Below are 208 nucleotides of genomic sequence, written 5' to 3'. Positions count from 1 at the left end.
GCCCATGCTCGCCATCCACCGCGTTTTGCACGTTATAAGCCACGCGAGCCCCCTGGTGGGTACGCATCATGCGCGCCTCGCTCTCACCCACGACGAACTGCTCCAGCCCCTATACCTCCATCAACGCCTGGGCTGTCAGGTTATCGGCATGTCGGCTCTCCAGCTGCTGCAGCGCAGCCTTGACCGCACTGCGATCAACCACTTCAGC

General features: G+C 62.5%; 1 pseudogene. It reads right to left on the bottom strand.

The window, feature by feature from the left end:
* A pseudogene (locus tag ACNFCJ_RS24205) lies at nt 1–208 on the bottom strand (IS5/IS1182 family transposase); the annotation flags it as partial.

It is taken from the genome of Pseudomonas sp. NY15364 (genome assembly GCF_048068235.1).
Lineage (GTDB): Bacteria > Pseudomonadota > Gammaproteobacteria > Pseudomonadales > Pseudomonadaceae > Aquipseudomonas > Aquipseudomonas mendocina_D.
This window is presented reverse-complemented; position numbering and strand designations above follow the sequence as displayed.